This window comes from Asticcacaulis sp., from assembly GCF_027484505.1.
Classification (GTDB): domain Bacteria; phylum Pseudomonadota; class Alphaproteobacteria; order Caulobacterales; family Caulobacteraceae; genus Asticcacaulis.
Genome location: NZ_JAIXSV010000365.1, coordinates 1 through 26,885, shown reverse-complemented (window position 1 = coordinate 26,885; position 26,885 = coordinate 1). Strand labels below are relative to the sequence as shown.

The following is a 26,885-nucleotide window of genomic DNA, read 5'->3' as shown; positions in this document are numbered from 1 at the left end:
TTTATGACGCCATTGGTTTCATAGTACATGCAAGAAAAGAAATTTCTATTGCGTGGTTAATAAACAAACGAAGTGTAACAAAAATGCAAAATTCCAACCAATAGTGTTGGAAGAAACTATTTAAATTTATCTAAAAAAATGGAGCGCCCGAAAGCGCTCCATCTGTATCACGTATTTTGTATTTAAATATTAGTGATGCACTTCGTCATGCAGAGCCGAGTCGAGACCCGCTTCTTCATCCGCTTCCGACACGCGCAGGCCCGTAGTGAACTTGCAGATGACGAGGATGACGAGCGTACCGACAGCCGACCACAGGATGGTGTAGACCAGACCCATGACCTGCGTACCGACGCTGGCACCTTCCGACAGGCTGTTGATCGCCGGATCGGCAAACACGCCGGTCAGGATCGCGCCGAGGGCACCGCCCGCACCGTGGATGCCGAAGGCGTCCAGCGAGTCGTCGTAGCCGAGCAGCTTCTTGACCCACGAAGCGAAGACGTAGCAGACCGGACCCGCGATCAGACCGATGATCAGGGCACCCGTCGGGTTGACGAAGCCCGCCGCCGGGGTGATGGCGACCAGACCAGCCACCAGACCGGACAGGATGCCGAGCAGCGACGGCTTGCGACGGATGGTCCATTCGACCAGCTTCCACGACAGGGCCGCAGCGAGTGCCGCCAGGATCGTGTTGAGCAGGGCAGCTGCACCGATACCGTCCGGAGTCCAGGCCGAGCCGGCGTTGAAGCCGATCCAGCCGACGAACAGGAGCGCGGCACCGATCATGACGAAGATCAGGTTGTTCGGCGCCATTTCTTCGGTGCCGTAGCCCTTACGACGGCCGAGGAAGAGGGCTGCAACCAGACCGGCCACACCGGAGTTCACGTGAACAACGGCACCACCGGCGAAGTCGAGCACGCCCATTGCGGTCATGAAGCCACCGCCCCAGACCTGGTGACAGATCGGCGCGTAGACGAAGACCGACCACAGGGCCATGAACAGCAGCAGGCCCGACAGCTTGATACGCTCGGCGAAGGCGCCGGTGATCAGGGCCGGGGTGATGATGGCGAAGGTCATCTGATAGGAGATCCACAGCATTTCAGGCAGGCCGGGGGCCAGATTGAAAGCCGTATCCTTGGTAACGCCCTTCAGCAGGACCGTATCGAAACCGCCGATGAACTTGTTGACGGTTTCGGCCGGAAGACCGAACAGCGCCTTATCAGCCACCCCGAAGGACAGGCTGTAGCCGACGACATACCACAGGATGCCCGCGACGCACGACACGGCGACGGATTGCGTCACGGTGGCGATGACGTTCTTCTTACGCACCATACCGCCGTAGAACAGGGCCAGACCCGGCAGGGTCATCATCAGCACGAGGGCGGTCGAAAGGAAGACGAAGGACGAGGACGCAAGGTCCAGTTCCAGCGGCTTCTGGTGAGCGAGGAGGGTCGGAGCCGGGGCTTCGGCCGCAGCCGCTTCAGCCGGAGCGGCTTCTGAAGCCGGAGCCGCTTCCGAAACCGCAGCTTCGGAAGTGACAGCCGCCGCGTGGGCGACGGTGACGACGGGAGCCGTCATGAGGAGGGCTGCGGAGGCCGCAAGCACCTTTGAGAATTTAATCCACGTTTTCAAGTTATCCCCCTTGGATAAGCGGATGTTGCACTGGCGAAGAGTGCCGCCATCCGATTGTTTCGCAAAGGGTTTTATTAAGACCTGAGGCAGAGAGCGGGCGTCTCGGGCCTCAATGCGTCATTTATGTGTCAATATAGCCGCCTGAAACGCGTAAACCCAGAAAAACGTTTTGGTATCATTTGATACTATAAAGGTATCATTTGAAAATAAATTTCAACCTGAGTTGACGTAACGGTATCAGGGGCGTGCTTTTGTCGCCAAACGCAAACAAGCCGCCCCTTTTCAGGAGCGGCTTGTTCTTTGAAATCAACCCTTTGCAGGGAGATGTTCAGCTTAGCCCTTGTAGTACATCTCGAACTCGATCGGGTGCGGACGCAGTTCGAAGGCCATCACTTCTTCCATCTTCAGTTCGATGTAGGAGTCGATGAAGTCGTCGTCGAACACGCCACCCTTCTTGAGGAAGGCGCGGTCCTTGTCGAGGTTGTCGAGGGCTTCACGCAGGCTGCCGCAGACTTCCGGAACGGCCTTTTGCTCTTGCGGCGGCAGGTCGTACAGGTTCTTGTCGGCCGCGGGGCCCGGATCGATACGGTTTTCGATACCGTCGAGACCAGCCATCAGCAGGGCGGTGAAGGTCAGGTAGGGGTTGCCCAGCGGATCGGGGAAGCGCGCTTCGATACGCTTGCCCTTCGGCGAGGAAACCCACGGAATACGGATCGAGGCCGAACGGTTACGCGACGAATAGGCCAGCTTCACCGGGGCTTCGTAGCCCGGAACCAGACGCTTGTAGGAGTTGGTGGTCGGGTTGGCGAAGGCGTTGATGGCCTTGGCGTGCTTGATGATGCCGCCGATGTACCACAGGCACAGGTCCGACAGACCGGCATACTTATCGCCGGCGAACAGCGGCTTGCCGTTCTTCCAGATCGACTGGTGCACGTGCATGCCCGAACCGTTGTCACCGAACATCGGCTTCGGCATGAAGGTCGCGGTCTTGCCATAGGCGTGGGCGACGTTCTGCACGACGTACTTGTAGAGCTGCGTACGGTCGGCCATGGTCAGCATGTCCGAGAACTTCAGGCCAAGCTCGTGCTGGGCCGGAGCCACTTCGTGGTGGTGCTTCTCCGGTTCCATGCCCAGTTCGCCCATGACGGCGAGCATTTCGCCGCGCAGGTCCTGGCACGAGTCCACCGGGTTGACCGGGAAGTAGCCGCCCTTCGGGCCCGGACGGTGACCCATATTGCCTTCGGCATATTCTTTGGCCGAGTTGATCGGCAGTTCCGACGAGTCGAAGGAGAAGCCGGTGTTGTTCGGCGCGATCGACCAGCGCACGTCGTCGAACAGGAAGAATTCGGCTTCCGGACCGAAATAGACGGTGTCACCGATACCCGCCGACTGCACGTAGGCGAGCGCCTTCTTGGCGATCGAGCGCGGGTCGCGGTTATAGGGTTCGTTGGTGTCCGGATTGATGACGTCGCAGAACAGGAAGAGGGTCGTCTGCTGATAGAACGGATCGATATAGGCCGTCTTCAGGTCCGGGCGCAGCTTCATGTCGGATTCGTTGATGGCCTTCCAGCCGGCGATCGACGAGCCGTCGAACATGGTGCCGTCATTGAGGAAGTCGTCATCGACGAGATCGATGTCGAAGGTCACATGCTGCATCTTGCCGCGAACGTCGGTGAAGCGAACGTCAACGTACTTGACGTCCTTTTCCTTGATGAGCTTGAGAATGTCTGCTGCGGTCATTTTTTGACGCCCTGGGTTTTTGGTTGGGTAGTTTGGGGAGGATCAGACCGCTTGCGGTCCGGACTCCCCGGTGCGGATGCGAACGACATCAATGACGTCGCTCACAAAAATCTTGCCGTCGCCAATCTTGCCTGTGCGTGCGGCGGTCTGGATGGCCTCAAGTGCGGCCGGTGCCAGATCGTCGGCAACCACGAGTTCAATTTTGATCTTCGGCAGAAAATCAACAACATATTCCGCACCCCTGTAGAGTTCGGAATGTCCTTTCTGGCGGCCGTAGCCCTTGGCTTCCAGAACGGTCATACCCTGCACGCCGATTTCCTGAAGGGCTTCCTTCACTTCGTCCAGCTTGAAAGGTTTGATAACAGCTTCGATCTTTTTCATGAGCAATCCTGATCACGACCGTTAACAGCGAAAATCTTTTGCATTGCGACAGAATGCAAGCCAGATTCCGGTGAAACAGCTCACTTGACTGTAAAGATTTATTACGATGCGTGAGCGCACCCGTCCTGCCTTTAGACCCAGACGGGAGGGAATTCAAAAGGAAAATACGCCTGTTAGCTGATTTCCCCTTTTGGGTGTCTGATCATAGGCGCAGTGCAACCCGATATGATTGCGCGTGAAATTAAATGCAGTCGTGGATCAGGTAAAGTTTAAAACGAAACACGCGGCAAAAAAGGCTCCGGAAGCCCTGAAAGGCCCCGCGTTTGTTTTGCGCTAAGGACGGAGCCTGACCATACGACAGATGGCGTGGCTCACCACGACTTGGTGATGCGGGTGTAGAGATAGCGCCCATTGAAGCCAAAAGGTGAGCGGGCGCTGAAGGCCGCACCGCCGTTATACTGGGTGCTGGCGGTTGGCGTCAGCGTGCCTGATAGCGTCGTCAGCGGCGTCTGATTGGGATAGACGTCGCCGATATTGTCGATGCCTACGGCCCAGGTGACGCCGTTGTCGAACTTGTAGTTGCCCGACACATTAACCACCGTCTTGTCGCCGGTTTCAAAATCAAAGGCGGCGTTCGACTGCGCGACCAGAACCGAACTGTAGGATACGGCCGACACGCCTGCCGACCACTTGCCCAGCTTCCAGTCGATAGCCGCGTTCAGCTTGTCCTCCGGCGTTGAACTGGACAACAGGTTCTGATTGACGCGCGCGAACAGGGCCGGGGGTGAGGGCAGGCTCGACAGCGTGTTGATGGCCGGGAAGCGGTCGATATCCGTCTCCCCGTGGTTATAAGCCAGACTGAAATCGTAGGTACCAAAGCCTTCGGTGGGCAGCCGATAGCGGGCGACGAGGTCGATGCCCTTGGTCGTGGTGTCCACGCCGTTCATGAAGAAGCGGGCCGCGTCCACGCCATAGGGCGACAAGAGGTTGAAGACGCCTTGGTTGGTGATGGTCGTGCCGCTCTTGCCGATCAGGTTCTCAGTGAGGACGATGCGGTCTTCGATCTCGATCTTGTAGGTGTCCAGCGTGAGTTCAAACGGCCCGCTGTGGAAGACGAAGCCCAGCGCCAGGTTTTTGGAGGTTTCGGCCTCCAGAGGCGCGGCCCCCAGCGCCTTGGCGACCGAACTGGTGGCCGGGAAGGTAGTGATCAGCAGGGGGATGCCGTTGACGAAATTGGTGGCGGTCGAAGAGAAATACTGTTGTTGCAGGGACGGGGCGCGGAAGCCGGTAGAAGCCGAACCCCGGATGGCGAAGGCGGGGGTAAAGTCGTAACGCGCCGCGATCTTGGCCGAGGTGTTATCACCAAAATCGGAATAGTCTTCGTAGCGTACCGCGATACTGCCCGACAGCTTTTCGGTCAGGCTGGTTTCAAGGTCGAGATAGGCCCCGAAATTGTGGCGATCCACGTCGGCGACGTTCTGCGGGAACAGGCCGGGGAAGCCTTGGGCACCCTGCGGCGCGCTGAGCGGTCCCTTGGCCCACGACTGCTCCTCGCCCTGCTCGATTTTGTAGGTTTCGCCGCGCGCCTCAAGACCCCAGGCTACGTTCAGCGGCTTATACAGGCCGATGTCAAAGGGTTGGACGAAGCTGGCATTGAACACAGTCTGGCTGTAGTCGAGTGAGCCCGAATAGAACCACGTCTTTGAGGCTGTGCCGTAGGAGGCGTTGACGCTATTGGCCGTTGCATAGTCCAGCTTGTTGTCGCCGAAGGTCAGGCTGAAATCGGCGTCCCAGCCGCCCAGACTGCCTTTCACCCCGCCGGTGGCGGACGTGTCCTTGGTGTGCACCTGAATAATGGGAAGGAAGCCGTCCGGATAGATGGCCACCACATTGCCGGAGTTGGTCGGGTTGCGGTAGTTGGCGGCGCTGTCGTTGCGTCGGTTCTGATAGCCGGCAAAGCCATAGGCCGATCACACGTCGTTGATCGCCTTACCCGCATTGGCAAACAGTGTCAGACCGCGCTCCTGCGGGTCGCCATAGCGCGACTTGACGGACGCCGGGGTGACGCGGGTATCGAGGCCGCCGCGTGAGGTGGGCTTGCGGTCTTTATATTCACCGGAGAGGGTCAGGAAGCCGTCGCCAAGCAGGGGCAGGCCGACCCAGCCGCTCAGCGACAGGCTTTCGCCATCGCTGCGGTTATACCAGGTGTTGGCCGTCTTGACCCGCGTGTTGTAATAGCCGCCAGACAGGGTGACAGAGCCGCCTCTGGACGCTTCGCGCAGGCGCAGGTTCATCACACCGGCAATGGCATCGGAGCCGTACTGCGCCGAAGCGCCATCGCGCAGGATTTCGACGGTGCCCAAGGCGGCTTCGGTAATGGTGTTGAGATCGACCGCTGCCGAACCGCGTCCCACCGAGCCGTTGATATTGACCAGTGCCGAGGCGTGCCGGCGCTTGCCATTGATCAGGACGAGGGTCTGATCCGGGCTCAGGCCACGCAAGGTCGCCGGGCGCACGCTGTCGGTGCCGTCGGTGACTGCCGGGCGTGGGAAGGAGATCGAGGGGGCCAGACGCGACAGACCCTCGGCCAGCTCGGTTGAGCCCATGCTCTGAAGGGTTTCGCTCTTGATGACGTCCACCGGGGCGAGGGTTTCCAGCTTTGACCGTTTGACCCGCGACCCGGTGACCACGACCTCGGTGGCTTCCTCGGCGGACTTGGCCAGCGCTGTCGAGGTCAGCAGAGGGGAGGCCGAAAGCGAGAGGGCGATAGCGCTGCTCACCATCAGCAGGCGTTGACGGAGACGGAGTTTGCGTGCGGATAAGGTCATAAGGCACCACTCTGAGCTGGAAACGGGTTTGGCGAAGACGCTTCGCCAGTCAGACAGGCATGCGTTTTCGCCCGTCGTTCAGGTGAGTGTTGACACAAGTTTGTCACATGTGAAGACGCCGGGTTGGGGCCGTCTGATCCGGTGCGGAAGACCGCAAATCGCTTAACGCCCCTTTGTGACGCGTGCGTCAAAATTCGATAACAATGATTTTTGAGCGCATTTTACCTTGGGGTTTTCCAGAATTATCTGAGGTGTCAAAAAAGAACGGTGTAGAGACACCGTTCAGAAAAGAGACGGGCACGTACGCGGGACGACAGATACCGGGGTGGCGTTGCCGAAATGTGACGTTTTTATGAGGAGGGCGTACACCGTTTTGGCGACTGGGCACAAAAAACCCCCTGAGTCCGGGACTCAGGGGGTTTCTTTTCGACCGTGTGACGGATCGATTAGTACTCGTACGACTCTTCGATGGCCTGACCGGCACCACCTTCGAGAAGGTCGGCAGCGGCGGCTTCGTCAGCCAGACGGTCTTCTTCAAACTGCGAGGCGATAACGTTTTCGCCTGCGGCCTGACGCTCGGCCTCTTCAGCCGAACGCGCGACGTTGACCGTGATCGAGATCGTGACTTCGGCGTGCAGGCGCACCTTGAGGGCGTGCAGGCCAAGGGTCTTGATCGGGGTGTCGAGAACGATCTGGTTGCGCTCAACCTTGCCGCCGGTTTCGGCGACCGCGTCAGCAACGTCACGGCCGGTGACCGAACCGTAGAGCTGACCGGTTTCACCCGCCTGACGGATGATCACGTACTGCTGACCGTCGAGTTCAGCGCCTTGCGTTTCGGCAGCCGAGCGAGCGGCGGCGTTACGGGCGACGATCTGTTCCTTCTGAGCTTCGAAGAACTTCAGATTGGCGGTCGTGGCGCGCAGGGCCTTGTGACGCGGCAGCAGGAAGTTACGGGCAAAGCCGTCCTTCACCGACACGACATCACCGATAACGCCCAGATTTTCAACGCGTTCCAGGAGAACAACTTTCATGGGTGCGTCTCCTTACTTCACAACGTAGGGCAGAAGTGCCAGGAAGCGGGCGCGCTTGATGGCCTTGGCCAGCTCACGTTGCTTCTTTTGCGACACGGCGGTGATGCGCGACGGCACGATCTTGCCGCGCTCGGAGATGTAGCGTTGCAGCAGCTTCACGTCCTTGTAGTCGATCTTCGGAGCGTTGGCGCCGGAGAACGGGCACACCTTGCGGCGGCGGAAAAACGGACGACGCGCCGGAGCGGAGCCGACGGGAGCGCCCGGAGTGGCGGCGATAGTGTCTTCAGCCATCTTCAGATCTCCTTATTGCTCAGCGAATTCAGCACGTTCGGAACGCTCAGCACGCTCCGGACGGTCACGACGCGACAGAACCGGCGACAGTTCCAGATCCAGCGCTTCGACGCGGACGGTCAGGAAGCGGATGACGTCTTCGTTGATCGACAACTGACGTTCCATTTCCTTCACGGCGGCGGCCGGCGCATCAATAGCCAGCAGCGAATAGTGCGCCTTGCGGTTCTTCTTCACGCGGTAGGTGAGGTTGCGCAGACCCCAGTATTCGATCTTGGCGACCGAGCCGCCCAGTTCTTCGATCAGCGCCTTGAGGGTATCGTTGAGACCTTCCGCCTGTTGCGGCGAAATGTCCTGCCGTGCGAGCACGACGTGTTCATAAAGTGCCATTTGGTCCTCTTCCGTTGAGCGGGGTGGCGCGCGTCCGGGCGGAAGTCCCGGACACACGATGGATCATGGCTCCTCACAATGAGGGATGACCACCACGCAAGCGAAGCGGGCGCTATAGTCTATAACGCCCGCATAATCAAGTCTTGGTAATCGCGTGAAAACGGTCTGCAACGGGCGTTTTCTGCGCTTCCGGTTCTGAAAAGCGCTTATTTAAGCCCGTTCGCTGCGGCAAGCAGGCTGGGGACGTGCGTCGCAGCGTCTTTCGAGTCATGCACGAAAGCGATCTTGCCATCCTTGCCGATCACGTAGGAGACGCGGCCGGACATGGGCACAGCCGGCAGCTTGGCGTCGTATTTTTCAGCAATCTTGGCCCCCTTGTCGGAGCCCACCGGGAATTTGCCGCCGCAGTCCGCGGTGGAGAACTTCTGAAGCGTCGGCACATCATCCGCCGAAAGGCCAACCACGCTGATCTTTTTGGCGGCAAACTTGTCCATGTTTTCAGAGAACTGACGCGCCTCCAGCGAGCAGCCACCGGTAAAGGCCTTGGGGTAGAAATACACGATCACCGGGCCCTGCTTCAGGGCCGATTTCAGCGAAAAATCATGAACCTTGCCGTTGGTGGCGGCCTTGACCATGAAGTCGGGAGCCTTGTCGCCCACCTTGAGCGCGGCGAGGGCGGGCGAGGTGGCGGTGAGGGCGAAGGCAGCTGCAATCAGAGCGGCACGGGTGATCATGGGACGTCTCCATTGGATTTGTAACGTCTTATACGACAGTTTGTCGCTCTTGGCTCAGATAATCCGAGCGGATTTGACTTGCCCATTGCAACCAAAAAGCTTGCGTTTTACAAGTTAGACTCGTCTCGGGTCGGTGGGTTATGCTTTTCAAGGAAGGCGATGGTCGCTTCAAGCATCTGAAGGCGTGTCGCTTCTGTGGTCAGCCAGTGATCCTCGCCTGCAAGTACGAGCATTTCTACCGGTTTGCCGGCTTTTTGCATAGCCCTTTGCATGCGCTGGCTTTGTTCTATCGGGACCACATCGTCGTCCTTACCGTGGATGAGTAGAACCGGGACATCGCACTTGTCCACGTGCAGATCAGGGGACGCAGCGTCCCACAGGCTCTTGTCGCCCATAAAACGGTTCCAGTACTGAAGTGTTGGGCTTAGTCGGCGACCTGTTTCCTTGAATTCCCAGTCCATCATGGCCTTCAGGTTGGATACGCCGGCTACAGCTACCGCACACCGGTAGATGCCCGGGTCGAGCGTTACCCCCGCCATGGCGGCATAGCCGCCGTAGGACGCGCCGGCGATGGCAACGCGCCTGGCGTCTATAATGCCCTCCTTTGCGAGGTGGCGCACACCATCGCTCAGGTCGGTTTGCATCTTGCGACCCCATTCACCGTAGCCCTTCTCGACAAATTCCTGACCGTAACCGTCGGAACCACGGAAGTTCGGTTGCAGGACAGCGTATCCGCGTGAGGCCAATGCCTGTGACCACCACTCGAAACCGATCTCATCAGCACTTTGCGGACCGCCGTGCGGTAAAACCACCAAGGGAAGGTTCTTTGGGTCACGGCCCTTGAGCGCCGGGGCCGGGGGCAGAGTCAGGTAGCCATGAATGCTGAGGCCGTCTGCTGCCTTGTAGGTGAGTTCGCTTTTGGGGGCGATCCACTCGGCCGGCAAATCTGCACGGGTTTGTCCTACCAGCTTGTTCTGGCCGGTCGTAAAATCGATGAAGTAATAGCTTCCGGCGTCGTCAACGGCTTCGCTGTAGGCAATCAGCTTGCGGGGATCATCTGCCCGCGACATTACGCGCGTGACGGTACCGCCTTCGAGCAGAGCATTGGTTTCCTTATGTAATTTTTCGAGCAATGGATCAAAAAATTCGTACTCATTGCCTTCGGGGTTGCGCCGTACAAAACCGACAAGCCGTTTTGTTGCCGGATGAATGAGTGGAGACACATTGTCTCCTGTAAGTGTGGTTGGTTCGCTCGGCGTGCCGTCTCGTGAAAATTCAATATATTTTCCGTCCCACTTACCCCCGTTAAACCGAACCAGGAGACTGTCTTCGGCGCGACCTCGTCCGACTAGGAACGGGCGCTCCAGTTCGGCGAACACCTCTTCGTAAATGGTGGTCCACAGGGTGTTCAGATAACGCAGGCGCCACAATTTTTCGCTCTGCTTGTACTCCGAACGCGCGATCAGAGTGCCGTCGGGTTTATAAACCCAGTTCAGGACGTGTTCCTTGCCTTCATCCAGCTTGGTATAACGGCCTGTGGTGGTGTCGAAAGCCAGCAGGCTGTAAAAAATCTCAGCGCCAAACCGCACGTTCGAGGCGGTCACATGGGGTCTACCGTTGATCGAAATGCGCCCAAGGCTGCCTATGACTATTGGGTAGTAGTCCTTCAGATTCTCGTAAAGCAGCAAAGAGGTACGCGCTTTTACATCTACGATATGAGCGCGCGAATATTCGTTCTTGTCTCCGATAAATCTGACCAGATCGGCCGTCACAGAGGATGTCACGAGTAACCGATCATTATCGGCCCAAGTCAAATCACGCACCTTCATATCGGTGATGGGCATAAAATTCAGCTTGCCGGATGTGATCTCGTAATCCATCAGGACCAACTGCCCTTTGATGTTCCGAATAAATCCCACTCGTTCGCCGTCCGGCGATATCGTGACCTCCGACATGTCGGGCAAGCGTCCATAAACTGATACAGCCGGACGAGGGGACTCAGCCGCCGTCGCCGTAGAAGCGCCTACTGCCAGCGGAACAGCAGTCAACAGACTGCTAGCGGACAAAAGCTGACCCATAGCGTGCCGACGGTTGATAAATGGCATGATTTTCCCCTTAAAAAGTCCCCTCGCGAAGAAACTATATGTCAACTCAAGCATACAAGCACCGCTTTTTTGCTAAAGTCGTGTGCTCTCGGACGTAAAGCTAATAGGCCGGGTTATACTTTTCGATAAAGGCGACGATGGCAGTCAGCATGGTGAGGCGTGTTTCGCTGCGCGACAGCCAATGATCCTCACCGCTGAGGGTTACAAGTTCGACCGGCTTGCCGGCTTTTTGTAAAGCTTCCGCCATCAGTTTGGACTGCATGTAATCGACGACCGTATCGTCCTTACCATGTATCAACAGTAGCGGTATGGTCACCTTGTCGGTGTTGCGTAGCGGGGAAGCAGCGTCCCATTTCGTAGGATCGCCAAGGTAACGTTTCCAATAACGGATCGCGTGGCTGTTTCTGTCACCAGATTGCTTACCTTCACTTACCATCATACTGCGCAGATCTGACACGCCCCCATAGGAGGCTGCACAGCGATAAATACCGGGATCGAAGGCTGCGCCAGCCATAGCCGCGTACCCACCATAGGAGTAACCGGCAATGCAAACGCGGGAGGGGTCGATAATGCCCTTGGCTGCCAGATGGCGGACGCCGTCGCTTAGGTCGGTCTGCATTTTCCGGCCCCATTCGCCGTAACCCTTTTCGACGAAGGCGTCCCCATAGCCGTCTGAGCCGCGGAAATTCGGTTGCAGGATGGCATATCCGCGCGAGGCATAGGCGTTGACGCCCCAGTCAAAGCCCAGTGTATCGCGCGACTGAGGGCCTCCATGGGGCAGAACAATCAAAGGCAGTTTTTCCGGTGAGCGCCCCGGCGGGAGCGTCAGATAAGCCTCAATTTCCAGACCATCCGAGGCCTTATAGGTAAACGGTACTTTTTCAGTGATCCATGCGGCCGGCAGATCAGGATAGGCTTGCCCAAGACGCACATTTTCGCCAGTCTCGAAATTTACAAAGAAATAGGTGCCTGCATCGTCGGGCCCTTCGGAATAAATGATGGCCTTTTGGCAGTCATCGGCCAGTGACACGATCGAAGTCCGATAGCCGGTAAAAATGCTGCCGACTTGTTCGGTGAGTTTAGCCAATTGCGGGTCAGTGTAGGAGTAGCTGATCCAGTGCCCGTGCGTAGCATACCCAACCACAGTATGTGTTTTGGGGTGCCTCAGAAGGCTGATGCTGCCTTTGGCGTCCTCGAACATAGGGGTCAGGGTGCCATCCTGAGTCACTTCGTAATAGCGGTTGGCACGGTCTCCCTGATTGAAATAAATAGCCGCCGTTTGAGGGCTCCGCCCCAGTCCGACGAGGCTGGGGTAATCGAGTTCAGCCTTTTCTGTCATAACGGTCTTCCAACCGCCCCGGTTCATCTCAAGGCTCCAGGTATAGGTTTCGCGGCGGTAGTTTTCCCGCGCCACCAACCCGCCTTCCGCATTGATCACCCAGTCCGTGGTGTCGGGGCCCCCTTCGTCCACTTGAGAGGCATTGCCGGTTTCGGGATCAAAGCGGTTGAGAATGCGTAGATATTTTACGCGGGTTATGCCGCCCGCCAGCACGTAAGCTTTTTTATCCGTTCGGATAACCGACGCGTCGGAGCCCAGAACGGGGAAATAGTCTGCCATATTTCCGTATATGGACCGCGCTTTGCCGGTTTCGTAGTTCAGCGCAATGGCTGTGAAAAGCTCCTGCTGTACGTCACTGAACATGGCGAGCGTTGAGGTCAGGGAACTTTCGATCAAAAGATGAGATTTATCTATCCATGAGACGGATCTGAGTTTTATGTCACCGATCGGCTGCTTTGCAGCCTTCTGGCTTTGCAGATCATATACGATCAGGCTGCGTGCCGTTCCGCGGCCCGAAGCCATGACGATTTTTCCACCATCGGCCGACAGATCCAGATGATCAATGGCAGGCAGGTCACCATAAAGCGTTAGGGGTGGCGGAGGTCCCAGCGGATTCGTTTCCGCCCGCGCGCCTGTTGCCAATAGGGCTGTTATCGACGCAGCTGTCCCCATAAAATGGCGACGATTTAAAGATAAAGGCGACATACCACCCTCCAATATGCCTGCTTAAAACGTCAATTCTGGAAACACCGTTGTCAATAGGCCGGATTGTGCTTTTCGATAAAGCTGACTACGGCGTCCATGGTCTGCACGCGGGTCGCTTCACGCGACAGGTGGTGATCCTCGTCTTTCAATAAAATCAGATCAACGTCCTTACCGGCTTTTTTGAGGGCGTCGCGCATCCGGTAGCTCTGGTCAATCGGCACCACCGTGTCGTCCTTGCCGTGGATCAGTTGGATGGGGATGGTGACATTGGCCGCTTTCAGGTCCGGAGACACCTCCGCCCAGCGGCTTTCATCACCCAGAAAACGCTTCCAGTAGAGCACCTTCCGGGCTTGTTTATCATAGCCGACGGACTCTTCTTCGTAGGCGATCATCTTCTTGAGATTGGTGACGGGCGCAATGCCACTGGCGCAGCGATAGACGCCGGGATCAAGCGTCGCGCCCGCCATGGCCGCATACCCACCGTAGGACGCGCCGACAATGCACACGCGCTTTGCGTCGATCGTGCCTTCCTTGGCCAGATAGCGCACGCCGTCCGACAGGTCAGTCTGCATTTTGCGGCCCCATTCGCCATAGCCTTTTTCGGTGAAGGCCTCGCCGTAGCCGCTGGAACCGCGGAAATTGGGTTGCAGGACGGCATAGCCGCGCGAGGCGATGGCCTGAGACATCCAGTCATAGCCGATGTCATCATAGAACTCTGGTCCGCCGTGCGGCAGGACGATAAGCGGCAGGTTTTTCGCTTCCCGGCCAGGCGGCAGCGTCAGATAACCATTAATCTCAAGCCCGTCCGCCGCCTTATAGGTGACCTTGCGCTTTTCGGCGACCCATTCTGCCGGCACTTCGGGGCGTGTCTGCCCTACGATCTTGAAGCTTTTAGTTGTATAGTCGATATAGTAATAAGAGCCCGGATCGCCGGGGCCTTCGCCATATACGACAATCTTTTTGCCATCATCCGAAACGTCCACAAGGCGGCGGTAGCTATAGTCCGGCATCCCTTTTTCGATCAGACGCGGCAGGCTGGCCAGATCGGCGGTAAAGAAGCTGTAGGCGGGGCCATCGGGATTGTAATTGATAAAGCCCGCCAGCTTTTTCGTTGCCGGATGATAGAAGGTCCCGACATTGCTGCCCTTGGTATCCAGAGGCTCGCTGAAGCGGCCATCCGGGAAGACCTCGTAATAGTTGCCGGCCTTTTCGCCAGCATTGATATAGACCAGCACCGATTCGTCATCGCGGCCGCGTCCCACAAGAGACGGCGCATCCAGCAACTGCTTTTCCGAGTAGATGGCGCGCCATTTGCCATTCTGCCGGTAACGCAGCGTCCATACCTTGGTATCACGATCATATTCGGCCCGCGCCAGGATTTCGCCATCCGGGCGCACGACCCAGTTCTGGACGTGATGGGGTACCTCGTCCATCTGATGCCCGCGTCCGGTATTCAGGTCAAAACTATACAGACTGCGCAGGCCTTCGCCCTCAATTTTGACATTGGAGGCGGTAACCCGGTAAGCATTCTTGACCTTGATGCGGTTATAATCGCCCATAACAATGCGGTAAAAACCGTCTGTCTTACCGAACAGTGTCAAGGTTTTGTTGCGCGGCAAATCGAGTATCTGACCCGAATAATATTCATCCTTACCGCCGACAAAGTCGCGCAGATCCACTGATTGCGACGATATCAGGATGATACGTGTCTCGTCACCCCAGAACAGGTCGCGGACCTTCACATCCCCCACCCGCAAGGCTGTGAAGTCGTCTTTTTCGATATCAATATCCAGTAGAAGTCTTTGCGTCCCAAACCCTTTAATGAGGGCTATGCGTTTCCCGTCGGGCGACAGGGCCACCTTATCAATATCAGGAAGTTTACTGAACGCGGTAAGCGGCGGCGGCGCGCCTAGGGTGTTTGCCTGATCGGCTTTGGCCACCGCCGAAAAGGCACAGGCCGCCAGAACGCCCGCGAAGACGCTGCTTTTCAATAAACGCATGAAATCCCCCTTGTATTCCCCTATGTGGACAGCCCCAACCGTCCTCAATCGCTTCTATCTTTACGGATATTTGCGGTCACCTACAACCGTTTTTCGTGTCGATCAGACCAGCGGCGTGCGCCGGGCCGGGGCGCAAGCCTCTTGCCCTTGGGGGCGGATTGCCCTAACCCATGCCGCTCAAATCAACTGGTCGGGACAAGGCATTACATGACTCTGGCATTCGTTTTTCCGGGACAGGGCTCTCAGAGCGTCGGCATGGGGAGCGAGCTGTTCGATAATTTCGCGGTGGCCCGTGAGGTCTTCGGCGAAGTCAACGAAGTGTTGGGGCAGGACCTGCTCAGGCTGATGCGCGAAGGCCCGGAAGCCGACCTGACCCTGACCGAAAACGCTCAGCCCGCCCTGATGGCAGTTTCGCTCGCCGTTGTGCGCGTGCTGAAGGCCGATTTCGGCGTCGATGTGTCGAAGGCCGCCTTCTGCGCCGGACACTCGCTCGGTGAATATTCGGCGCTGGCGGCGATGGAGGTGCTGACGCTTGCGGACGCCGCCAGGCTCCTGAAGTTGCGCGGTCAGGCCATGCAGCGCGCCGTGCCGGTGGGGCAGGGGGCTATGGCGGCCCTGATCGGGGCCAAGGCCGATCTGGCCCTGGCCGAAGCCGCCTGCGAAGCCGGACGTGCCGCCGGCGTGGTCGTCGTGGCCAACGACAACAATGCCGGTCAGGTGGTCATCTCCGGCGAAAAAGCAGCCGTCGATCTGGCCGTCGAAAAGGCCAAGGAACTCGGCGCCAAGGCCATGCTGCTCAATGTGTCTGCCCCCTTCCACAGCCCGCTGATGCAGTCGGCGGCCGAAGAAATGGCTGAGGCCCTGTCCAAAACCACCTTCCATGACCCGAAGTCCGTGCTGGTGGCCAATGTCACAGCCCAGCCCGTCGGCGATAAGGCGCAGTTCGCGCCGCTGCTGATTGAGCAGGTGACGGGGCGCGTGCGCTGGCGCGAGTCGGTGCAATGGCTGGCGCAGGACGGCGGCGTGACGCAGTTTGCCGAGCTGGGTGCGGGCAAGGTGTTGACCGGCATGATCAAGCGTCGGGCCCCCGAATCCGAGGCCGTGGCGCTGAACAGCGCGGCGGAGTTTGAGGCGTTTGCCAAAAGTCTTTAAGTTTTTAGCCACGAAAAGCACGAAAAAAACTAAAAGGCGGGTTGAATTCAGGCGTGCAGCGCTCTCACACCTTCGCGCCACCTGTTGTTTTATGGCCCTTCGGGCGCGATAGATGACGCAGACCTTTCTTGCTTTTCGTGTTTTTCGTGGCCAATCCCATCCTTCTCACAGGAGACACCTATGTTTGAATTGACCGGCAAGACGGCGCTTGTGACCGGAGCCACTGGTGGGCTGGGGGCGCAGATTGCCCGCGCCCTGCATAAACAAGGCGCCAGGGTCGTGCTGTCTGGCACGCGCGAGGCCGTGCTTCAGGAACTGGCCGCCGAACTGGGCGAAGGGGCCTCCGTCGCGACCTGCAACCTGTCGGACCCGGCACAGGTCGATGGTCTGATCGCCAAAGCCGAGGCAGCGGCTGGCTCACCGCTCGACATCCTTGTGGCTAATGCTGGTATCACCAAGGACGGCCTGATCCTGCGTATGAAGGATGAGGACTGGGAAGCGGTGATCAAGGTCAACCTCGAATCCTACTTCCGCCTGTCACGCGCCGCCGTGAAGGGCATGATGAAGCGCCGCCATGGACGCATCATCGGCATCACCTCGGTGGTGGGCGTCATGGGCAATGCGGGCCAGACCAACTACGCGGCCTCAAAGGCGGGTATGATCGGCTTCTCCAAGGCGCTGGCGCAGGAAGTCGCGTCTCGCAACATCACCGTCAACTGCATCGCGCCGGGCTTCATCGCTTCACCGATGACCGATGTGCTCAATGAGCAGCAACGCGAAGGCATCCTGTCGAAAATCCCGGCCGGTGCCCTTGGTGAAGGGGCTGATATTGCCGCCGCCGCCGTCTATCTCGCCAGCAATGAAGCCGGTTACGTGACGGGTCAAACCCTGCATGTGAACGGCGGCATGGTGATGATTTAACCCCGCCATCACGTCTTTGTTGTGAAAGACTGCCTTTCGGGCCGCTGAAAATGGCTTGAAACCTGCACAGTGTGTGCATAAAAGGCAGTTGGCTTAGATTCCGATACCCGGCCCCTGCAAAGCCATAAGCCGCTTTGGGTCGTGTTTATATAACCTGTTAGAGGGCCTGATATGTCTGAAGTTCTTGAACGTGTTCGCAAGATTGTGATTGATCATCTGGATGCTGATCCGGATAAGGTCACGGAGAAGGCGAGCTTCATCGACGATCTGGAAGCCGACAGCCTCGACATCGTTGAGCTGGTCATGGCTTTCGAAGAAGAATTCGACATCGAAATTCCTGATGACTCGGCTGAGCACATCCTGACCGTTGGCGACGCCGTCAACTACATTCAGGAAAAGCTCTCCGCTTAATCTGAATTACCGGATTGAGGGCGTGGTTTCGACGGTCTGTGCCGCATCGAAGCCGCGCCCTTCTGCTATTTGCATAACAGGGCTGATTTTACATGGTTCGTCGCGTCGTCATCACCGGTTTGGGTCTATTGTCGCCTTTGGGCGCGGGTGTGGATATTTCGTGGAAGCGTCTGCTCGACGGGCAGTCGGGGGCCGGAAACATCACCGCCTTTGATACCACAGACTACGCCTGCACGGTGGCCTGCGAAGTCCCGACGGTCGATGGCCGCGGCGGTGGCGGCCCTGACGTCGAAGGCTCGTTTGATCCGTCCACGGTCCTGTCGCCCAAGGAACGGCGCAAGGTCGATGACTTCATCCTGTACGCTATCGCGGCGGCCGATGAAGCGCTGAACGACGCCAACTGGCACCCCGAAAGCACCGAAGATCAGGAACGCACCGGCGTCATGATCGGGTCGGGCATCGGTGGTCTTGGCATTATCGCCGATACGGCGCTGGAACTTCAGGCCAAAGGTCCGAAGCGCATTTCGCCCTTCTTCATCCCGTCCTCACTGATCAATCTGGCTTCCGGTCAGGTGTCGATCCGTCATCACCTGAAGGGACCGAACCATTCGGTCGTCACCGCCTGCGCCACCGGCGCGCACGCCATCGGTGATGCGGCCCGCCTGATCAAGTGCGGCGATGCCGATGTGATGGTCGCGGGCGGTGCCGAATCGGCCATCGTTCCCATCGGTATTGCGGGCTTTATCGCCTGCCGCGCCCTTTGCACCGCCTTCAACGATCAGCCGACCAAGGCCTCGCGCCCCTACGACAAGGACCGTGATGGCTTCGTCATGGGCGAAGGCGCGGGCATTGTGGTGCTCGAAGAATACGAACACGCCAAGGCGCGCGGTGCCAAGATCTACGCCGAAGTGCTGGGTTACGGCCTGTCGGGTGACGCCTATCACATCACCGCGCCTTCCGAAGACGGCGAAGGCGGCTACCGCGCCATGGTCGCCGCGGCCAAGAATGCCGGTATCGACCCTAAGGAAATCGACTACGTCAATTCGCACGGCACCTCGACCATGGCCGACGGCATTGAACTGAAAGCCATCGAGAAGTTTCTGGGCGAGCGCGCGGCCACCGGCACGGTGTCTTCAACCAAATCGGCCATCGGCCACCTGCTGGGTGGGGCTGGCGCGGTCGAAGCTATCTTCTGCGCCCTGGCCATCCGTGATCAGATCGCGCCGCCGACCATCAATCTCGACAATCCGGCCTATGAAACCCCCATCGACCTTGTGCCGCATAAGGCCAAGCCGATGACGATCAACAAGGTCCTGTCGAACTCGTTCGGCTTTGGCGGCACCAATGCGGCCCTGATCCTCGGCAAAGTGGACTAAGATGGCGAAGCAGAAGGCCCGCCCAGCCCCGCGGCGCAAGGACCGGCGTCTGATGGCGCCGGTGGCGGGCCTGTTGTCCGGTATCGTCCTGCTGCTTCTGGCGGCAGGACTGTTCGTTTTTGCCAATACCTACGGCCCCGGACCCTCGGCGAAATCCGGAAATGTCACCGCTGTGACGGTCGAACGCGGGCAGGGGCTCAATGCCATAGCGCGCAAGCTGAAACAGCAGGGCGTTATCCGCTCGGTGACCTTCTTCCGTATCGCTGCCAAGCTGGATGGGCGTGATAACGCTTTGCGCGCCGGCACCTATGAGTTTCCGTCGCGCCTGTCGATGATCGGCGTCCTCAATCAGATCCTTGAGGGCCGTGTCGTACAGCACTTTATCACCATTCCCGAAGGGCGCACCTCGGCTCAGGCAGTGCGGATACTGATGGCGACCAAGGGCCTGACCGGTGATGTCGAGGTGCCGCCGGAAGGTTCCATTCTGCCCGAAACCTATCAGTACGAGATTGGTGAAACGCGTCAGTCGGTGCTGGACCGCATGCTGGCTGCCGGGCGTGAGACGCTCGATGAGCTGTGGGCCACACGTGCACAGGACCTGCCTCTGAAGACCAAGGAAGAGGCCCTGATCCTCGCTTCGGTGGTTGAGAAGGAAACGGGTCTGGCCAATGAGCGCCCAAAGGTCGCGGCCGTCTTCGTCAACCGTCTGCGTCAGGGGATGCGCCTGCAATCGGACCCGACCGTGGTCTATGCGGTGTCCAAGGGTGAGCCTTTGGGGCGCGGTTTGAAACGCTCCGAACTGGATACGCCCAGCCCGTGGAACACCTATCTGATCGACGGTTTGCCCGTCACGCCGATCGCCAATCCGGGCAAGGAATCCTTAAAGGCCGTGCTCAACCCGCCGCCGAGCAAGGACGTCTATTTCGTCGCTGATGGCACGGGCGGGCATGTTTTCGCCGAAACCTACGAGCAGCACCTGATCAACGTCGCCAAATGGCGTCAGATTGAGGCGCAAACCACCCCCTCTTCGGCCCAACCCGTTAAGGACACCGGTAAATGACCCTGTCGAGCATGACCGGCTTCGGCCGGGTGGAAGGCCATCATGGGACGGTCGCCTGGGTCTATGAGGTGCGTTCGGTCAACGGGCGGTCTCTGGACCTCAAAACGCGCGTGCCCTCAGGCTATGACTATGTGGAGCGGGCGGCGCGCGATCTGGTCAAGCAGCGTTTTCAGCGCGGTCAGGTGTCGCTGAACCTCAGCATCCAGACGACCGAGGTCCAGACGGGCTATAGTGTCAATCACGCTGTCCTCAACCAGTATCTCGAAGTGGGGCAGGGCCTTATGCAGGCCGGTCAGGCGACCATGCCGTCGCTGGATGGGCTCCTGTCCCTGCGCGGGGTCATCGAGGCGGCCAGTGCGGAAACCGATACCGACGTGGCGGTGCTGGAAGCGCCCCTGTTGGCCGATCTGGGGGCGGTGCTGGAACATCTGAAGACTGCGCGTCAGGACGAGGGGCGGGCGCTGTTTGAGGTGCTGACCCAGCACCTGAGCGCCATGACCGATGCCGTGGATCGGGCCGAGGCGCTGGCGGCGCAGCAGACCGAAGTGATCCGCGAACGCTTCACCCGGCGTCTGAATGAGCTTCTGGCCAATGGTGAAACTGGGGCCGACCTTCAGGAGCGCATCCTTCAGGAAGCCGCCGTCATGGCCGTCAAGGCCGATGTGCGTGAGGAGCTGGATCGTTTGCGCACCCATATCGCCTCCGCGCACACGCTCCTCAGCGACAGCCAGTCGCAAGGGCGCAAGCTCGACTTCCTGTCGCAGGAATTCATGCGCGAAGCCAATACCCTCTGTTCGAAAGCCGCCTTCAGCGACCTGACCAAGGTCGGTCTGGAGTTAAAGTCGGTTATCGACCAGTTCCGAGAACAGGTTCAAAACGTAGAGTAATATGCCTAATTCCCAACGTCTTCGCCGCGGCCTTATGCTGATCGTTTCCTCGCCTTCGGGCGCGGGCAAGACCTCGCTGTGCCGCCGCCTGATGGCCGATCACGCCGATCTCGATCTGTCGATTTCGGTTACCACCCGCTCACCGCGTCCCGGTGAAAAGGATGGCCGCGAATATCACTTCATCAGCGACGCGGCGATGGATGATCTGGTTAAAAACGACGCCCTGCTGGAATGGGCGGCCGTGCACGACCACCGTTATGGCTCGCCGCGCGAACCGGTGGAAAAAGCCTTGTCTCAGGGACAGAACGTGCTGTTCGACATCGACTGGCAGGGGGCGCAGCGTATCTCGGCCAAGGCGCCGTCGGACGTGGTGCGTGTCTTCATCCTGCCGCCGTCGATGGAAGAACTGAAGCGCCGCCTCTATGCCCGCGCGCAGGACGCCGACGACGTAATCCAGCGCCGTCTCAGCCGCGCCAAGGGCGAGATCGCGCACTGGGCGGAATACGACTACGTTATTCTGAATGACGATTTCGACCGATCCTATGCCGAACTGGTGCATATCTATCATTCAGAAACGGCGCGCCGTTCACGCGGTCTGTGGATCGCCCCGTTCGTCGATGAATTGATGAGTGAGCCACTTTAAGTTCAAAAAAGGAAGGGGGCACGGCCCCCTTCACCCCGGAACTATAAAGCCCTCCGAACGGTTCGGAGGGCTTTTTGCTTACTTCTGGGCCGGGCTGGTTTCGACCTTGAGATAGGCGATCAGATTGTGGCGCTCCGCCTCGTCCTTAATCCCCATAAAGCCCATCTTGGTGCCGGGTACGGTTGTCTGCGGGTGGGTGATATAGTCGTCGAGCGTGGCAAAGTCCCACACGGCGTTGCGGCCCTTCATCGCGTCGCTATACTGATAATCGGCCTTGCTGCCTGATTTGCGGCCGAAGATGCCATAGAGGTTGGGGCCGACCATATTGGCCCCGCCTTCGACCAGCGTATGGCACGAGCGGCACTTGGTCCACGCCTTCTCACCCGCCTTGAGATCAGCCGTATTGTAGGGGGCGGGCAGGGCGGCGAGTTTGGCCGCTTTTTCCGCTTCGGACGGTCCCTGAACCGCAGGCACACTGGTTTGCGGTGCAGCGGTTTCGCTTGCCGTCTCTGCGGGTTTGTCGCCGCAGCCTGACAGACACAGGGCAAGGGTCAGGGGGGCAAAAAACAGGGCTGCGCGCATCAAAGTCTCCATGGCTTCACGTCAAGCGTTTAGCCGACGGTGGGCCCTTTGGCGAGAGGTGACGCTGTGGATAGATGTGACGCCTTGCCGCAGCAGGAGGCGTCCCGACAGAACAAAGCCGCGCCCTCCATTGGGCACGGCTTTTTAAAATCAGTGTCTTACAAAGAAAAGCTCAGGAGCGTCGGTAATTCTCGTCGATGTCCTGCGAATTCAGGCGCTCCTCAGAGCCGTCGATAAAGATGCGGTATTCGACGGCACCCGCCTTGTTCACCTCTCCTTGTTCGATGCGATTGATGACCGCCGGGCCGCCGTAGCGCGCCACCAGTTCCGGATCGCGGATCAGGTGATTGACCGTCGGCATGGCGGCAAAGTCGAAATCGTCCGAGGCGAACACCTCTTCACCAGTATTATTGTCGAAAAAGCGGTAGGCCAGTCCGGGCATGATCCATCTCCCATCTTGTGGTTGAGCGATCAGGATGCGCCCGGCCCGGTAAATAATCAATGCGCGCAATGCCGCAGGTGGTTCGCCGAGACCGCAAGTGAAATCTCAGAAAATGCGCCGGGTTATTTGTTTTCAGACGCTTTTTTAATATCGGCGGCCAGTTGATCCACTCGCGCCGGGTCAGCGTCCCAGGCGAACATAAAGCGCGCTCCGCCGCCGATGAAGGTGTAGAAGCGCCAGCCTTTGGCGCGCAGAGCGTCCAGCACGTTCTCCGGCGCCTTGAGGAAGACCGCATTGGCCTGCACGGCAAACATGGGCTCTATTTCCGGCAAACCAGAAATTTTGTCGGCCAGACGACGGGCGCAGGCATTGGCGTGCTGACCGTTCCTCAGCCACGCGCCGTCCTTGATCATGCCCAGCCACGGCGCGGCCAGAAAGCGCATTTTGGACGCCAGTTGCCCGGCCTGTTTGCAGCGATAGTCGAAATCCTGCGCCAGACCGCGATCAAAAAACAGAATGGCCTCGCCCACGCCCATGCCGTTCTTGGTGCCGCCGAAGCACAGAACATCGACCCCTGCCTTCCACGTGATGTCCGCCGGGTTACAGTTGAGCGCGGCGCAGGCATTGGCAAAACGCGCCCCGTCCATGTGCAGACGCAGACCCAGTTCCCGGCACACGGCAGAAATGGCCTTCACTTCGTCGATAGAATAGACGAGGCCGGTTTCGGTCGGCTGGGTGATGGTGACGGCGCGCGGCTTGGGGAAGTGGATGTCAGAGCGGCTGGTGGCCAGCGCGCGGATGGCGTCCGGGGTTAGCTTACCGTCCGTCGATGCCGCCACCAGCAGCTTGGAACCGTTGGAGAAGAATTCCGGCGCGCCGCACTCGTCAGTCTCGACGTGGGCCGAGGCCGAGCAGATGACGCTGTGATAGGACTGACATAGGGACGCCAGGGCCAGCGAATTGGCCGCCGTGCCGTTGAAGGCGAAGAAGACCTCGGCCTCATGCTCAAACAGGTCGCGCAGGGCGTCGGCAGCGCGCTGCGTCCAGGGGTCGTCGCCATAGGCGGGGACCGAGCCGGCATTGGCCTCGTGCATGGCGTTCCACGCTTCGGGGCAGATGCCGGCATAGTTGTCACTGGCGAATTGCTGCGGCGCTAAGGTCGTTAGGGGCAGGGCGGTGTCCGGCATGGGGCGTCTCTCAGATGGAATGAGTTTTGCGACGCATGAGCCTTGGTCCCGTTAATTGCCGGTTTGGCCGCATCTCCGTTTCCGGACGCCACCTTGCCGGGAAGGGCAGGTTGGCGTTAAGCGCGTCGCTTAACTCTGGATGCCGTTTCGCCATAGCCGTTCATAACCGCTTGCGCAAGCGAAAGTTTCTGCGGAAACCGGTGGCGCGGCCTGATCCGACCTCCCTTGAATATGGGTGGGAAAGTCCCACATTCAGCCTAGGTTCAGCCGAGGAATCGTCTAAGGTGAATGGTGAACCCCTGCGCAGACATTGCGCGTATATATCCGGAGAACGCGCCCTTTTTCTTTACGCAGGGTGGTCGTTGGACGCCCTTGGCGAGGCGCGCTGTCCGGCTCAGGAGTAAGTAATGTTTGATGTTCTGACCATACCCGTATTGCCTTTGAGGGATATTGTGGTGTTCCCGCACATGGTCGTGCCGCTGTTTGTCGGACGCGAGAAGTCCGTGCAGGCGCTCGATGAGGTGATGAAGGGCGACAAGCAGATCCTGCTGGCTACCCAGAAAAATTCTGGTGACGATGATCCCGAAGCCGACGCCATCTACGATATCGGCGTGCTGGCCAATGTGCTGCAATTGCTGAAACTGCCCGACGGCACGGTCAAGGTACTGGTCGAAGGCAAGTCGCGCGCAAAGATCAAACGCTTTACCGGCCGCAGCGAGTTCTATGAGGCCGAAGCCTATGCGCTGGAACCCGCTGTAACGCAGGGCCCGGACCTCGAAGCGCTGGTGCGCGCCGTCACCGACCAGTTCGAAAACTATATCAAGCTCAACAAGAAAATTCCGCCGGAAGCGCTTCAGGCTCTGGCCGAAGTGTCGGAAGCCGACGTGCTGGCCGACTCGATTGCCGCGCATCTGGTCATCAAGATCGGCGAGAAGCAACAGCTTCTGGAGCAACTGGCGGTCGCCAAGCGTCTGGAGCAGATCTATGCCCTGATGGAAGGTGAGATCAGCGTCCTTCAGGTCGAAAAGAAGATCCGTTCGCGCGTCAAGCGCCAGATGGAAAAGACCCAGCGCGAATATTACCTCAATGAGCAGATGAAGGCCATTCAGCGCGAGCTGGGTGAGCAGGACGACGCCAAGGACGAGATTCTCGAACTCGAAAAGAAGATCAAGGCGACCAAGCTGAGCAAGGAAGCACGCGCCAAGGCCATGTCGGAGCTGAACAAGCTGCGTCACATGTCGCCCATGTCGGCCGAATCGACCGTCGTGCGCAACTATCTCGACTGGCTGCTGGCCATCCCCTGGGGTGCATCCAAACCCAAGCCGATCGACCTCAGCAAGGCCGAAGACACGCTGGATGCCGACCATTACGGACTTGAGAAGGTCAAGGAGCGCATCCTGGAGCATCTGGCCGTGCAGGCGCGCATGGGGACGCTGAAAGGCCCGATCCTGTGCCTTGTGGGGCCTCCGGGCGTCGGTAAGACGAGCCTGGGCAAGTCCATCGCCAAGGCAACGGGCCGCGAATTCGTGCGCATCAGCCTCGGCGGCGTGCGCGACGAATCGGAAATCCGTGGCCACCGCCGCACCTATATCGGCTCCATGCCGGGTAAGATCATCCAGTCGATGAAGAAGGCCAAGACCACCAATGCCTTCTTCCTGCTCGATGAAATCGACAAGATGGGGGCCGACTGGCGCGGTGACCCGGCTTCGGCCCTGCTCGAAGTGCTGGACCCGGCGCAGAATTCGACCTTCAACGACCATTATCTGGAGGTCGATTACGACCTGTCCAAGATCATGTTCGTGACGACGGCCAATTCGCTCAACATGCCGCAGCCTTTGCTGGACCGCATGGAGATCATCCGCATCCCCGGCTATACCGAGGACGAGAAGGTCGAAATCGCCAAGCGCCACATCCTGCCGTCTCTGGCCAAGGATCACGGCCTGAAAGGCGACGAATGGATCGTGCCGGAACAGGCCATCCGCGACCTGATCCGCTACTACACCCGCGAGGCGGGCGTGCGGTCGCTGGAGCGCGAACTGGGTAATCTGGCGCGTAAAACCATCCGTGACCTGGCGCGTGAAAAGGTCAGCTCGATCACGGTGGATGAGGCGCGTCTGGCCAAATATGCCGGCGTGCGCAAATTCCACTATGGCGAAACCGATGAGACCGATCAGGTTGGTATCGTCACGGGTCTGGCCTGGACTGAATTCGGCGGCGACATCCTGACCATCGAAGCCATCAAGATGCCCGGTAAGGGCAATATGAAGGTCACCGGTAACCTCAAGGACGTGATGAAGGAATCCGTTTCGGCGGCCAATTCCTACGTTAAGGCGCTGGCGCCGAAGTTCGGCATCCTTCCGCCGGTCTTTGAACGCACCGACGTCCACGTCCACGTGCCCGAAGGTGCTACGCCCAAGGATGGTCCGTCGGCCGGCGTGGCCATGGTTACGGCCATGGTTTCGGTCCTGACCGGTATTCCGGTGCGCAAGGATATCGCCATGACCGGCGAAATCACCCTGCGTGGCCGCGTACTGGCCATCGGAGGCCTCAAGGAAAAGCTGCTGGCGGCCCTGCGTTCGGGCGTTAAGACGGTGCTGATCCCCAAGGAGAACGAGAAGGACCTGACCGAACTACCTGAGAATGTGAAGGCCGGTCTGGAGATCATTCCGGTCAGCCATGTCGAGCAGGTTCTGACCCACGCCCTGACCCGGCCGCTCGAATCTATCGAGTGGGTAGAGCCGGTGATTCCGCCCCCCGCGGTGCCCGCTGCGGATGACGCAGACGGTCTTACGGCCCATTAAGCCGTATAGGGATAACGCTATTTTGGCGTGCACTCGCCAAAATGGTTGAAAATAAAGAGCGAAATTTGTTGGCTAAGCGCCTCAAATTTCGCTCTTTTTTGTGTAAGTCCTTAAAAAAACTCGGTTTGCAGTGCAAAAAATGCGATTTCGCTTTTGACGAGCGGGGGTTTTTGTAGTCTCTATCGGGTCCACCCGCCGACGACTCGCTGAGTCCGACAGGGAACGGTTCACACAAATGCCCGCCAAGGCGGGC

Annotated in this window: 22 protein-coding genes, 1 pseudogene and 1 riboswitch; of the genes and pseudogenes, 8 read left to right on the top strand and 15 right to left on the bottom strand. The window is 58.8% G+C overall.

Annotated elements, in window-relative coordinates; genetic code table 11:
- Positions 1-189 precede the first annotated feature (189 nt).
- From Q0072_RS21450 to Q0072_RS21395, 12 genes and pseudogenes are all read right to left on the bottom strand, one after another.
- On the bottom strand, positions 190-1,575 hold the full coding sequence (locus Q0072_RS21450; RefSeq protein WP_298333971.1) for an ammonium transporter: 1,386 nt from the start codon (positions 1,573-1,575) through the stop codon (positions 190-192).
- 387 nt (positions 1,576-1,962) lie between these two features.
- Positions 1,963-3,369 (bottom strand): type I glutamate--ammonia ligase, encoded by a 1,407-nt coding sequence (glnA, locus tag Q0072_RS21445; protein ID WP_298333969.1) that lies wholly within the window; start codon positions 3,367-3,369, stop codon positions 1,963-1,965.
- Between the two features lie 42 nt (positions 3,370-3,411).
- Positions 3,412-3,750, bottom strand: coding sequence for a P-II family nitrogen regulator (locus Q0072_RS21440; protein ID WP_013480241.1), 339 nt, complete (start codon positions 3,748-3,750; stop codon positions 3,412-3,414).
- 371 nt (positions 3,751-4,121) lie between these two features.
- A pseudogene (locus Q0072_RS21435) lies at positions 4,122-5,687 on the bottom strand (TonB-dependent receptor); the annotation flags it as partial.
- 33 nt (positions 5,688-5,720) lie between these two features.
- Positions 5,721-6,578, bottom strand: coding sequence for a TonB-dependent receptor plug domain-containing protein (locus tag Q0072_RS21430; RefSeq protein ID WP_298333966.1), 858 nt, complete (start codon positions 6,576-6,578; stop codon positions 5,721-5,723).
- A 446-nt stretch (positions 6,579-7,024) separates the two neighbouring features.
- Positions 7,025-7,609 carry a 50S ribosomal protein L9 gene (gene rplI / locus Q0072_RS21425; RefSeq protein ID WP_298333964.1) on the bottom strand — a complete coding sequence of 195 codons (585 nt, stop codon included), beginning with the start codon at positions 7,607-7,609 and terminating at the stop codon, positions 7,025-7,027.
- 12 nt (positions 7,610-7,621) lie between these two features.
- The gene (gene rpsR / locus Q0072_RS21420; protein WP_013480244.1) at positions 7,622-7,900 is read right to left on the bottom strand and encodes a 30S ribosomal protein S18; all 279 of its coding nucleotides are present in this window, start codon (positions 7,898-7,900) and stop codon (positions 7,622-7,624) included.
- A 12-nt stretch (positions 7,901-7,912) separates the two neighbouring features.
- On the bottom strand, positions 7,913-8,287 hold the full coding sequence (rpsF, locus tag Q0072_RS21415) for a 30S ribosomal protein S6 (RefSeq protein WP_298333962.1): 375 nt from the start codon (positions 8,285-8,287) through the stop codon (positions 7,913-7,915).
- Between the two features lie 206 nt (positions 8,288-8,493).
- A complete protein-coding gene (locus tag Q0072_RS21410; RefSeq protein WP_298333960.1) occupies positions 8,494-9,021 on the bottom strand; it encodes a peroxiredoxin in 528 nt (175 codons plus the stop codon).
- A 107-nt stretch (positions 9,022-9,128) separates the two neighbouring features.
- Positions 9,129-11,126 (bottom strand): S9 family peptidase, encoded by a 1,998-nt coding sequence (locus tag Q0072_RS21405; protein WP_298333958.1) that lies wholly within the window; start codon positions 11,124-11,126, stop codon positions 9,129-9,131.
- A gap of 100 nt (positions 11,127-11,226) precedes the next feature.
- Positions 11,227-13,170 carry a prolyl oligopeptidase family serine peptidase gene (locus Q0072_RS21400; protein WP_298333956.1) on the bottom strand — a complete coding sequence of 648 codons (1,944 nt, stop codon included), beginning with the start codon at positions 13,168-13,170 and terminating at the stop codon, positions 11,227-11,229.
- Between the two features lie 50 nt (positions 13,171-13,220).
- Complete coding sequence (locus Q0072_RS21395; protein WP_298333954.1) at positions 13,221-15,170, bottom strand: S9 family peptidase; 1,950 nt, start codon at positions 15,168-15,170, stop codon at positions 13,221-13,223.
- A 207-nt stretch (positions 15,171-15,377) separates the two neighbouring features.
- Between Q0072_RS21395 and fabD the strand changes: the two genes are divergently transcribed.
- From fabD to gmk, 7 genes are all read left to right on the top strand, one after another.
- Positions 15,378-16,322: an ACP S-malonyltransferase gene (gene fabD / locus Q0072_RS21390; RefSeq protein WP_298333952.1), complete on the top strand. Its 945-nt coding sequence runs from the start codon at positions 15,378-15,380 to the stop codon at positions 16,320-16,322.
- Between the two features lie 180 nt (positions 16,323-16,502).
- Positions 16,503-17,243, top strand: coding sequence for a 3-oxoacyl-[acyl-carrier-protein] reductase (fabG, locus tag Q0072_RS21385; protein ID WP_298333950.1), 741 nt, complete (start codon positions 16,503-16,505; stop codon positions 17,241-17,243).
- 171 nt (positions 17,244-17,414) lie between these two features.
- Positions 17,415-17,654, top strand: a complete 240-nt coding sequence (locus Q0072_RS21380) for an acyl carrier protein (RefSeq protein WP_013480251.1) — start codon at positions 17,415-17,417, stop codon at positions 17,652-17,654.
- A 92-nt stretch (positions 17,655-17,746) separates the two neighbouring features.
- Positions 17,747-19,030, top strand: a complete 1,284-nt coding sequence (gene fabF / locus Q0072_RS21375; protein WP_298333948.1) for a beta-ketoacyl-ACP synthase II — start codon at positions 17,747-17,749, stop codon at positions 19,028-19,030.
- A gap of 1 nt (position 19,031) precedes the next feature.
- Positions 19,032-20,090, top strand: coding sequence for an endolytic transglycosylase MltG (gene mltG / locus Q0072_RS21370; RefSeq protein ID WP_298333946.1), 1,059 nt, complete (start codon positions 19,032-19,034; stop codon positions 20,088-20,090).
- Positions 20,087-20,977 (top strand): YicC/YloC family endoribonuclease, encoded by an 891-nt coding sequence (locus Q0072_RS21365; RefSeq protein WP_298333944.1) that lies wholly within the window; start codon positions 20,087-20,089, stop codon positions 20,975-20,977. Before mltG ends, Q0072_RS21365 begins: the two co-directional genes overlap by 4 nt.
- Position 20,978: 1 nt before the next feature.
- The gene (gmk, locus tag Q0072_RS21360; RefSeq protein ID WP_013480255.1) at positions 20,979-21,620 is read left to right on the top strand and encodes a guanylate kinase; all 642 of its coding nucleotides are present in this window, start codon (positions 20,979-20,981) and stop codon (positions 21,618-21,620) included.
- A gap of 78 nt (positions 21,621-21,698) precedes the next feature.
- On the opposite strand, the gene Q0072_RS21355 is transcribed toward gmk, so the two are convergent.
- The 3 genes from Q0072_RS21355 to Q0072_RS21345 all read right to left on the bottom strand — a co-directional run bounded on the left by Q0072_RS21355 (position 21,699) and on the right by Q0072_RS21345 (position 23,831).
- Positions 21,699-22,202: a cytochrome c family protein gene (locus Q0072_RS21355; RefSeq protein ID WP_298333942.1), complete on the bottom strand. Its 504-nt coding sequence runs from the start codon at positions 22,200-22,202 to the stop codon at positions 21,699-21,701.
- A gap of 172 nt (positions 22,203-22,374) precedes the next feature.
- On the bottom strand, positions 22,375-22,644 hold the full coding sequence (locus Q0072_RS21350) for a hypothetical protein (protein WP_290794963.1): 270 nt from the start codon (positions 22,642-22,644) through the stop codon (positions 22,375-22,377).
- A 122-nt stretch (positions 22,645-22,766) separates the two neighbouring features.
- Positions 22,767-23,831 (bottom strand): low specificity L-threonine aldolase, encoded by a 1,065-nt coding sequence (locus Q0072_RS21345; protein WP_298333940.1) that lies wholly within the window; start codon positions 23,829-23,831, stop codon positions 22,767-22,769.
- Between the two features lie 41 nt (positions 23,832-23,872).
- Positions 23,873-23,979, bottom strand: a riboswitch (SAM-I-IV-variant riboswitch).
- 259 nt (positions 23,980-24,238) lie between these two features.
- Between Q0072_RS21345 and lon the strand changes: the two genes are divergently transcribed.
- Positions 24,239-26,632 (top strand): endopeptidase La, encoded by a 2,394-nt coding sequence (gene lon, locus Q0072_RS21340; RefSeq protein WP_298333938.1) that lies wholly within the window; start codon positions 24,239-24,241, stop codon positions 26,630-26,632.
- Positions 26,633-26,885: the final 253 nt, after the last annotated feature.

Bases quoted from the DNA above. Each gene is read 5' to 3' on its own strand.
- Q0072_RS21450 (WP_298333971.1), bottom strand. From the start codon at position 1,575: ATGACGGCTCCCGTCGTCACCGTCGCCCACGCGGCGGCTGTCACTTCC.
- glnA (WP_298333969.1), bottom strand. From the start codon at position 3,369: ATGACCGCAGCAGACATTCTCAAGCTCATCAAGGAAAAGGACGTCAAG.
- Q0072_RS21440 (WP_013480241.1), bottom strand. From the start codon at position 3,750: ATGAAAAAGATCGAAGCTGTTATCAAACCTTTCAAGCTGGACGAAGTG.
- Q0072_RS21430 (WP_298333966.1), bottom strand. From the start codon at position 6,578: ATGACCTTATCCGCACGCAAACTCCGTCTCCGTCAACGCCTGCTGATG.
- rplI (WP_298333964.1), bottom strand. From the start codon at position 7,609: ATGAAAGTTGTTCTCCTGGAACGCGTTGAAAATCTGGGCGTTATCGGT.
- rpsR (WP_013480244.1), bottom strand. From the start codon at position 7,900: ATGGCTGAAGACACTATCGCCGCCACTCCGGGCGCTCCCGTCGGCTCC.
- rpsF (WP_298333962.1), bottom strand. From the start codon at position 8,287: ATGGCACTTTATGAACACGTCGTGCTCGCACGGCAGGACATTTCGCCG.
- Q0072_RS21410 (WP_298333960.1), bottom strand. From the start codon at position 9,021: ATGATCACCCGTGCCGCTCTGATTGCAGCTGCCTTCGCCCTCACCGCC.
- Q0072_RS21405 (WP_298333958.1), bottom strand. From the start codon at position 11,126: ATGCCATTTATCAACCGTCGGCACGCTATGGGTCAGCTTTTGTCCGCT.
- Q0072_RS21400 (WP_298333956.1), bottom strand. From the start codon at position 13,170: ATGTCGCCTTTATCTTTAAATCGTCGCCATTTTATGGGGACAGCTGCG.
- Q0072_RS21395 (WP_298333954.1), bottom strand. From the start codon at position 15,170: ATGCGTTTATTGAAAAGCAGCGTCTTCGCGGGCGTTCTGGCGGCCTGT.
- fabD (WP_298333952.1), top strand. From the start codon at position 15,378: ATGACTCTGGCATTCGTTTTTCCGGGACAGGGCTCTCAGAGCGTCGGC.
- fabG (WP_298333950.1), top strand. From the start codon at position 16,503: ATGTTTGAATTGACCGGCAAGACGGCGCTTGTGACCGGAGCCACTGGT.
- Q0072_RS21380 (WP_013480251.1), top strand. From the start codon at position 17,415: ATGTCTGAAGTTCTTGAACGTGTTCGCAAGATTGTGATTGATCATCTG.
- fabF (WP_298333948.1), top strand. From the start codon at position 17,747: ATGGTTCGTCGCGTCGTCATCACCGGTTTGGGTCTATTGTCGCCTTTG.
- mltG (WP_298333946.1), top strand. From the start codon at position 19,032: ATGGCGAAGCAGAAGGCCCGCCCAGCCCCGCGGCGCAAGGACCGGCGT.
- Q0072_RS21365 (WP_298333944.1), top strand. From the start codon at position 20,087: ATGACCCTGTCGAGCATGACCGGCTTCGGCCGGGTGGAAGGCCATCAT.
- gmk (WP_013480255.1), top strand. From the start codon at position 20,979: ATGCCTAATTCCCAACGTCTTCGCCGCGGCCTTATGCTGATCGTTTCC.
- Q0072_RS21355 (WP_298333942.1), bottom strand. From the start codon at position 22,202: ATGCGCGCAGCCCTGTTTTTTGCCCCCCTGACCCTTGCCCTGTGTCTG.
- Q0072_RS21350 (WP_290794963.1), bottom strand. From the start codon at position 22,644: ATGCCCGGACTGGCCTACCGCTTTTTCGACAATAATACTGGTGAAGAG.
- Q0072_RS21345 (WP_298333940.1), bottom strand. From the start codon at position 23,831: ATGCCGGACACCGCCCTGCCCCTAACGACCTTAGCGCCGCAGCAATTC.
- lon (WP_298333938.1), top strand. From the start codon at position 24,239: ATGTTTGATGTTCTGACCATACCCGTATTGCCTTTGAGGGATATTGTG.